This is a genomic window from Micromonospora sp. NPDC007271, assembly GCF_040634005.1.
Classification (GTDB): Bacteria; Actinomycetota; Actinomycetes; order Mycobacteriales; family Micromonosporaceae; genus Micromonospora.
In genome coordinates this window covers 144,476-153,727 of the sequence record NZ_JBEYER010000002.1, presented here as the reverse complement: position 1 = coordinate 153,727, position 9,252 = coordinate 144,476, and the positions used below count along the sequence as shown (strand labels likewise).

1 protein-coding gene is annotated in these 9,252 nt (G+C 76.7%); it reads right to left on the bottom strand.

Features of this window, described 5'->3' with window-relative positions:
* Position 1: 1 nt before the first annotated feature.
* Entirely contained in the window at positions 2 to 9,232 is a 9,231-nt protein-coding gene (locus tag ABZ570_RS01730) for an amino acid adenylation domain-containing protein (RefSeq protein WP_358055643.1), read from the bottom strand.
* Between the last annotated feature and the right edge of the window lie 20 nt (positions 9,233 to 9,252).

Below are 9,252 nucleotides of genomic sequence, written 5' to 3'. Positions count from 1 at the left end.
GTTAACTCCACTCCGCTTCCAGTTCGTCCTCGAACTCGTCGATCTCGTCCTGGGACAGCGAGGCCAGCGTCAGGTCGGACGGGGTGTGCCCGCCGGTCCCGCCGGCCGCGGCGTACGCCACGATGCCGTCCAGGGCCGCCCGCCAGTCGTCGGTGAGCTGACGGACGTCGCCCGCGTCGAGCAGCCCGGCCGGCCACCGCCACACCGCGGTGAATCGCGGCCCGTCGGGGCCGTCCACGGTCCAGCTCGTGACCTCGATCGGGTACGCCACCGGCTGCTCCGGGTCCGCCCCGCCGCCGATCCGCCCGGCGGACCCGCCCAGCCGGCCCAGGTGGTTGAACATGATCTGCGGCTCGGCCAGGTCCGCCAGCACGTGCGCGGTCTCGCTGTTCAGGTGTCGCAGCAGGCCGTAACCGAGGCCGTCGTCGGGCGCGGCCCGCAGCTGCTCCTTGACCCGCTTGAGTGCGGTTCCGACGGCCGGGCCGCCGTTGCGCACCTGGTCCCACTCCACCGTGCCGGGATCGAGGCGGACTGGAGCCAGGCTCGTGAACCAGCCGACGGTGCGGGACAGATCCATCCCCGGTACGTCGTCGGCGCGGCCGTGCCGCTCCAGGTCCACCAGCACCGCCGGGTCGGCGCCCAGTCCGCGCCGCCGCCGCCAGTGCGCCACCGCGAGGGCCAGGGCGGTCAGCAGCGCGTCGTCGACCCGGGCGTGGAACAGCGCCGGTACGGCGGTCAGCAGCGGCTCGGTCTGCGCGGCGGGCAGCTCCACCCGCAGCTCGGCGAGGGTGGCGACGGTGTCCCAGGCCGGGTCGAGCGGGCGCCCGGCCAGGGCCGGCTCCGGCTGGTCGAGCAGCTTCGTCCACAGTGGCAGTTCGGCCAGCCGGGCCGGGCTGTGCGCGTCCCGGACCAGGTGCTCCGCCCATTCCCGCAGCGAGGTGCCGACCGGGGTGAGCCGGGGCGGCGTGCCGGGCGCGGCGTCGAGGGCGGCGGCCAAGTCGGGCAGCAGGATCCGCCACGAGACGCCGTCGACGGCCAGGTGGTGGATCAGGATCAGCAACTGCCCCGGCTCGGTGCCGGCGTCGCACCAGATGACCCGCACCATCCGGCCGGCCGTCGGGTCCAGCTCGGCGCGGGCCGCCTCGGCCAGCGCGGCCAGGTCGGGCTCACCGGCTTCGGCGGGCACGTCGGCGCCCCCGGCGCAACCGGTGGTGGGCACGTGGGTGATCAGGTCGGCGGCGGCCACGCTGCCGCGCGGGCCGATCACCAGCCGGCGCTGTCCGGCCGGGCCAGCCAGCCGCATCCGCAGCACGTCGTGGTGGTCGAGCAGCGCCTGCACCGCGCCGCGCAGCCGCTCGGCGGTCAGCCCGGCCGGCGCGGGCACCACCACCGACTGATGGAACCCGCCCAGCGGGCCGGCCCGGTCCAGCCACCAGTGCGCGATCGGGGTCAGCGGCAGCTCGCCGATGCCGGCGTCGGGGTCCACCTCGGCGTTGCCGGCCGCCTCCCGGGCCACCGCCGCCAGCGCCGCGACGGTCTTGTGGGTGAACACCTCGCGCGGGGTGAGCTCCAGCCCGGCCTGCCGCGCCCGGCTGACCAGCTGGATGGAGACGATGCTGTCGCCGCCGAGGTCGAAGAAGCTGTCGTCGACGCCCACCCGGGGCAGGCCGAGCACCTCGGCGACGAGGCCGGCGAGCAGTTCCTCGCGCGGGGTCGACGGCGCCCGCCCGCCGGTGGTGACCTCGGCGAAGTCGGGTGCCGGCAGCGCGGCCCGGTCGAGCTTGCCGTTGGCGGTCACCGGCAGGGCGTCCAGGGCCACCACCGCCGCCGGGACCATGTACTCCGGCAGCCGTCCGGCGACGTGCTCGCGCAGCACGGCCGCGTCGACCTGCTGGCCGGCGGCCGGTACGACGTACGCGACGAGCCGCTTGACCCCCGGCTGGTCCTCCCGGGCGAGGACCACGCACTGCCCCACCGACGGGTACTCGGCGATAGTCGCCTCGATCTCGCCCAGTTCGATCCGGAAGCCGCGGATCTTGACCTGGTGGTCGGTCCGGCCCACGTACTCCAGCACCCCGTCGGCGCGCCAGCGCACCACGTCCCCGGTCCGGTACATCCGCTCCCCGGGCGTGACGGACGGGTCGGTGGCGGCCAGCGCGGCGGCGAACGGGTCGGCGACGAACCGCTGGGCGGTGAGCCCGGCCCGGCCCTGGTACCCGCGGGCCAGCTGCACGCCGGCCAGGTACAGCTCGCCGGCCACGCCGGGCGGCACCGGCCGGAGGAACCCGTCCAGCACGTACAGCCGGGTGTTCCACACCGGCGCGCCGATCGGCACGCTCCGCTCCCCCGGCCGGCACGGCCAGTACGTCACGTCGACCGAGGCCTCGGTCGGCCCGTACAGGTTGTGCAGCTCGACGCCGTGCGCGCCGGCGGGGTCGAGGGTGGCGTGGAAGCGCTCGGCCAGGTCGGCGGGGAGCGCCTCGCCGCTGCAGATCACCCGGCGCAGCCCGGTGCAGCCGGCGGCGGCCGGTTCGGCCAGGAACGCCGCCAGCATGGACGGTACGAAGTGCAGCGTGGTGACCCGCTCGGCGCGGATCACCTCCGCCAGGTACGCCGGGTCCTTGTGCCCCTCGGGCCGGGCCACCACCAGGGTGGCGCCGACGACGGTGGCCCAGAAGAACTCCCAGACCGACACGTCGAAGCCGGACGGGGTCTTCTGCAGCACCCGGTCGGCCGGGGTGAGCCGGTACTCGTGCTGCATCCACAGCAGCCGGTTGACGATGCCCGCGTGCGGCACCACGACGCCCTTCGGGCGGCCGGTCGAGCCGGAGGTGTAGATCATGTACGCCGGGTTGGCCGGGCGCAGCGGCGCGGGCCGGTCGGCGTCGGTCAGCGCGGCAGGCGAGTGTTCCGCCGCCGCCCGCCGTACCTCGTCGGCGTCCAGCACGAGGGCGGTGGCCGGGTCGGCGGCCAGCCCGACGGTGGCCCGGGTGGTGAGCAGCAGCGCCGGGCGGGCGTCGTCGAGCAGGTAGGCGATCCGGTCGGCCGGGTAGTCCGGGTCGACCGGCAGGTACGCCGCGCCGGCCTTGAGCACCGCCCACAGGGCGACGACCAGCTCCAGCGAGCGGGGCACCGCCACGGCGACGAATCGCTCCGGGCCGACGCCGCGGCGGACCAGCAGCCGGGCCAGCCGGTTGCTCGCCTCGTCCAGCTCCCGGAAGCTCAGGCCGCTCCCATCGAAGACCACCGCGGTGGCGTCCGGCGTGGCGGCGACCTGCCGGGCCAGCAGGTCGGGCAGCGTGGCCGCATCGACCGGGTGCCGGGTGGCGTTCCACTCGACGAGGACCCGCCGGCGTTCGGCCGGGGTGGCCGGGTCGAGCCGGCCCACCGGGGCGGACGGTTCGGCGGCGATGCCGGCCAGCAGGCGGTGCGTCCGCTCCAGCAGCGCCCCGGCGGTGGTCTCGTCGATCAGGTCCGGCCGGTACTCCAGCCGCAGCCCGAGCCGGTCGCCGGGGACCAGCACCAGGGTGAGCGGGTAGTGGGTGGCGTCGAGCCCGTGCACCCCGCGTACGGTCAGCCCGGTGCCGGCCAGGTCGAGCACGGACGGGTCGACCGGGTAGTTCTCGAACACCACGAGGGTGTCGAAGAGTTCGCCGTGCCCGGCCAGGCGCTGGATGTCGGGCAGGCCGAGGTGCTGGTGCGGTTGCAGCGCGGCCTGCCGTTCCTGCAGCCCGGCCAGCACGGCGGTGACCGGCTCGGCCGGGTCCAGCCGGACCCGCACCGGCACGGTGTTGATGAACAGACCGACCATCGTCTCCACACCGGCCAGCTCGGCCGGGCGGCCGGCGACGGTGGCGCCGAAGACCACGTCGTCGCGGCCGGTGAGGCTGCCGACGAGCACCGCCCAGGCGCCCTGCACGACGGTGTTGAGGGTGACCCCCGCCGCCCGGGCCGTGGCGGTGAGGGCCTCGGTGAGCGGTGCCGGCAGCTCGCGCAGCAGCTTGGCCGGCGGCACCGGGCCCCGCTCGGCCGCGGCCGGCGCGACCAGGGTCGGCTCGGCCAGGCCGGCGAGCGCGTCGCGCCAGGCCGCCTCGGCCGCGGGCACGTCCTGCCGGGCCCGCCAGGCGGGGTACGCCCGCGGGTCGGTGACGGGCGGCAGCGCGTCGGCCCGGCCGGCCGTGCGGTACAGCGCGAACAGTTCCCCGGCGAGCACCGGCATCGACCAGCCGTCGAGCAGGATGTGGTGGTTGGTCAGCACCAGCCGGTACCGCCCGGCGGGCAGCCGGATCAGGGTGAAGCGCAGCAGCGGCGGGCGGGTCAGGTCGAAGCGTTCCGCCCGGTCGGCGGCGAGCAGTTCGGTGAGCCGGTCGTCCACCTCGGCGGCTGCCGTCCCGGTCAGGTCCGGTTCGCGCCAGTCCACCTCGACCGTCTCCGGCACCACCTGCACCGGGCGACGCAGGTCGCGGTGGGTGAAGCCGGCGCGCAGCCCCGGGTGCCGGTCGAGCAGCGCCTGGGCGGCGGTACGCAGCCGCGCGGAGTCCAGCTTGCCGTCGAGGTCGAAGACGAACTGCACGGTGTAGATGTCGGGGGCCTGCTCGTCGTAGGCGGAGAGGAAGAGCAGCCCCTCCTGGAGCGGGCCGAGCGGCAGCACGTCGGCCAGGGCCGGGTAGCGCCGCTCCAGCCGCTCCACCTCGTCCTGGTCCAGCTCGACCAGGGGCAGGTCGGAGGGGGTACGGCCACCGACGCCCGGTCGGGTCGCGTGATCGGCGATCGCCTCGATCGCGGCGAGCCAGCCGTCGGCGAGGTCCCGCACGTCGCCGTCGGTGAGCACCCCGTCGGGCCAGCTCCACTCGGCGGTGAGCCGGGGCCCGTCCGGCCCGTCCACCACCATCGCGTTGATGTCGAGGGGGTGGGCCATCGGCAGCGCACTCGTCCCACCGGCGGCGACCTCGCCGTCGACGGTGAGCAGCGACCAGGCGGCGCCGTCGTCGGCGGCCAGCCGGCCCAGGTAGTTGAAGCCGATCTGCGCGGCCGGCGACCCGGCGACGGTCGCGGCGCGCAGCTGTTCCTTGATCCGCTTCACCGCCCGGCCGGCGGCCGGACCGCCGGCCAACGCCTCGGCCGGGTCGAGGTCGCCGAGGTCGAGCCGCGCCGAGACCAGCCGGGTGAACCAGCCGACGGTCCGGGACAGGTCCACCTCGTCCACGCCGTCCCGGCCGTGCCCCTCGACGTCGACCAGCAGACCGCCACCGGCCTCGGGGCCGCGGCGGCCGCGCCAGTCCGCCACGCTGACCGCCAGCGCGGTCAGGAGCAGGTCGTCGACGCCGGCGTGCCACCGGGGTGCGGTGCGCAGCAGCGCCTCAGTACGGGCCGTCGGCAGCGCCACCGTGCGGCGGCGGGCCGCCGCCTCGGTGTCGTCCGGGCCGACCGGGCGCCGCCCGAGCGGCGCGTCACTCGTGGAGATAGCCCGGGCGGGGCCGCTCCGCTCCTCGACCAGCCGGGCCCAGCTGCGGTACGAGGTGGGCACCGGGCCCAGCCGGGGCGGCGTGCCGGCCGCGCTCGCGGCGACGGCGGTGGCCAGGTCGTCGAGGAGGATCCGCCAGGAGACGCCGTCGACGGCGAGGTGGTGGACGGCGAGCACCAGCCAGCCGGGGCGGTCCGCTCCGGCGTCGCCCCACACCGCCCGCACCAGCTGCCCGTCGCCCGGCCGCAGTCCCGCCACCGCGGCGGCGCGGGCGACGGCGATCCCGGTGTCCGGCCCGGCGGAGACCGCGGCGGTCGGCCCGGCGGCGACCCGGCGCAGGCAGTCCCCGGCCGACACCGTGCCCCGGGGCGGGACCACCAGCTGCCACCGCTCGCCGTCGCGGTGCAGGGTCAGCCGCAGGGCGTCGTGGTGGTCGAGCAGCGCCTGCAACCCGGCCGCCAGGTCCGCCTCGCGCAGCCCCGCGGGGGTACGCACGACGACGCTCTGCGCGACGCCGTCGACCGGGTACGTGGCCCCCGCCCGGCCGCGCAGCCAGTCGACGATCGGCGGCAGGGGCAGTTCCCCGAGCGCAGCGTCCGGGTCCTCGGTCTCGGCCGTCCCGAGCTCGCCGGCCACCCGGGCCAGGGCGGCCACCGTGCGGTGGGTGAAGACGTCGCGCGGGGTGAGCCGCAGCCCGGCCTGCCGCGCCCGACTGACCAACTGGATGGAGACGATGCTGTCCCCGCCGAGGTCGAAGAAGCTGTCCTCGGCGCCGACCGCGGGCAGCCCCAGCACCTCGGCGAAGAGCCGGGCCAGCAGCTCCTCGCGCGGGCCGGCCGCGGCCCGGCCGGCACCGGCCGCCGCGGCGAAGTCCGGGGCGGGCAGGGCGCGGCGGTCGAGTTTGCCGGTCGGGTTCAGCGGCAACGCGTCCAGCAGCACGAACGCCGCCGGCACCATGTACTCGGGCAGCGCCGCGGCGACGTGCTCGCGCAGCTGGGCCGGGGCCGGTGCGGTGGCGGTGTCGGCCGGCACCAGGTAGCCGACGAGCTGGGCGGTGACGCCGGTGTCGGCGCGGGCGACCACCGCGGCCTGGGCCACGTCCGGGTGCGCCAGCAGCACCGACTCGATCTCCCCGAGCTCGATCCGGTAGCCGCGCACCTTGACCTGGTGGTCGATCCGCCCGAGGTAGTCGAGGTGGCCGTCCGCCCGCCAGCGGACCAGGTCGCCGGTGCGGTACATGCGGGCGCCGGGCGGGCCGAACGGGTCGGCGACGAAGCGTTCGGCGGACAGCCGGGGCCGATTCAGATAGCCGCGGGCCAGGCCGGCACCGGCCAGGTACAGCTCGCCGACGGTGCCGGGCGGCACCGGGCGCAGCGCGCTGTCCAGCACGTACACCCGGGTGTTGGTGGTTGGCCGGCCGATCGGTGGGGTGCCGCCGTCGGCGAGGTCGCCGCCGTACCAGGCGGTGGAGTAGACGGTGGCCTCGGTCGGGCCGTAGATGTTCGCCACCCGGGCGCCGGACAGCGCGGCGTCGATGTCCCGCACCGCCTGGGCCGACAGCGCCTCACCGGCGAGCACCACCAGGTCGGCGTGGGCGTCGACCGCGCCGCCGGCCAGCAGCTGCGCGAACGCCGAGGGCACGGCGCTGATCAGGCTGCCGGTCCAGCCGTCGGCCCGTTCGGCGAGCGCGAGCACGTCGTCGACCACCTCGATCTCCCCGCCACAGGCGAGCGGGCCGAACATCTCGAAGACGGAGACGTCGAAGTTGAGCGAGGTGCTGGCCAGCACCCGGGACAGCGCGGCCGGGCCGATCTCGGCGACCGCCCAGCAGGCCAGGTCGACGGCGTTGTCGTGGCTGACCACCACGCCCTTGGGCCGGCCGGTGGAGCCGGAGGTGTAGATGACGTACGCCGGGTGGGCGCCGCGCAGCGGGCGCAGCCGGTCGGCGTCGGCCAGGTCGGTGTCGTCCTGCTCGGCGAGCAGGGCAGCGACGGCGGGGTCGTCGAGGCGCAGCAGCCGGTCCGGGTCGCGTACCGGCAGGGCGTCGCCGGCGCCGCCGACGGTGAGCACCAGCCGGGGGTCCGCGTCGGCCAGCATGAACTCGATCCGGTCCGCCGGGTAGCGCAGGTCGACCGGCAGGTATCCGGCGCCGGCCTTGAGGACGGCGAGCAGGGCGACCATCATCTCCGCCGACCGGGGCAACGCCAGCGCGACCAGCCCCTCCGGGCCGGCGCCGCGGGCGACCAGCAGCCGGGCCAGCCGGTTGGCGGCGGCGTTGAGCCGGGCGTAGGTCAGGGTGGTCGGGCCGCAGGTCACCGCCGGGGCGTCCGGGGTACGGGCCACCTGCCGCTCGATCAGCGCGGGCAGCCGCAGGTCCGGCACCGGCCGGCCCGTGTCGTTCCACTCGTGCAGCACCAGCCGGCGCTCGGCGTCGCCGGCCAGGTCGAGCCGGCCGACCGGGGTGTCCGGCGCGTCGGCGGTGACGCGGGCGAAGGCGTCGAGGAAGGCGGCGAGGCGCTCGGCGTGCCCGGCGACCTGCGCGTCGGGGTAGAGGTCGGCGTTGGCGTCCAGGTCCAGCCGGGCGTCGGTGTCGCCGCGCCGGGCGTCGAGCACCACGGCCAGGTCGTCGACCGGCCCGCCGGCGAGGTTGTGGTCGGTGCCGGTGGCGGCGCCGAACGCGGTCCCGGCCCCGCCGGGGCCGGCGTCGAGCAGGAGGTTGACGTGCGGACCGAGCAGCGACGCGCCGCCGGTCAGGCCCAGGTCGCGGTGCAGGTCCTCGAAGCGGTAGCGCTGGTGGCGCAGCACGTCGTGCAGTTCCCGGGAGACGCCGGCGACCAGCGCCCGGAGGGCGGCGTCGGCGCGTACCGCGAGGCGCAGCGGCGCGATCGCGGAGACCATCCCGGGCGTGGTCCGGGCCGCCGCGCCCTGCCGGGCGGTCAGCGGCAGCGCCAGCACCACGTCCTCGTTGCCGGTCAGCCCGTGGAAGTAGGCCGCCACCGCGGCCACCACCACGGCCGGCACGGCGACCCCGTGTTCCCGGGCCGCCGCCCGCAGCCGGCCCATCGTCGCCGGATCCAGCGCGGCGGTACGCCGGACCAGCCGGCGCGGGGTGCCGGGCTGCCGGTCGGCGAGGCTGGCCGGGGTGGGCCGGTCGGCGAACCGTCCGGTCCAGTACGCACGGTCGCGGTCGAACCGGTCACCGGCCCGGTAGGCGGCCTCCGCCTCGGCCAGCGCCCGCAGCGGCCCGAACGACGCCGGGGCGGGCTCGTCGCCGCCGCTGAGCGCGGTGTAGACCTCGGCCACCCGCCGGGCCACCAGCACCATGCCGTACCCGTCGAGGGCCAGGTGGTGGTAGCACTGGTACCACAGGGTCCGGTCGTCGGCAAGGCGCAGCAGCGCGTACCGGAACAGCGGCGGCCGGCCGGGGTCGACCGGCCGGGCGGCGTCGACGCGCATCCAGTCCAGGGCGGCCGAGTACGGGTCGGTCTCCCCGCGCAGGTCGAGCACCGGCAGCGGCCAGTCGACAGACGGCGACACCGACAGCACGGGCTGGCCCTCGGCGGGCTCCTCGACCCGGATCCGCAGCGCCTCGGTGTCGGCGACGGTACGGCGCAGCGCCGCCTCGAACACCGCGTGGTCGAGCGGGCCGGTCAGGTCGGCGTACTCGGCGAGGTTGTAGATCGCGTTGTCCGGGTCGAGCCGCTGGCCCAGCCAGACGCCGAACTGCGCGGTGGTCAGCGGGCAGTGCGCATCCTCGTGGTCGGGCACGGCAGTCCTTTCGGCAGCTA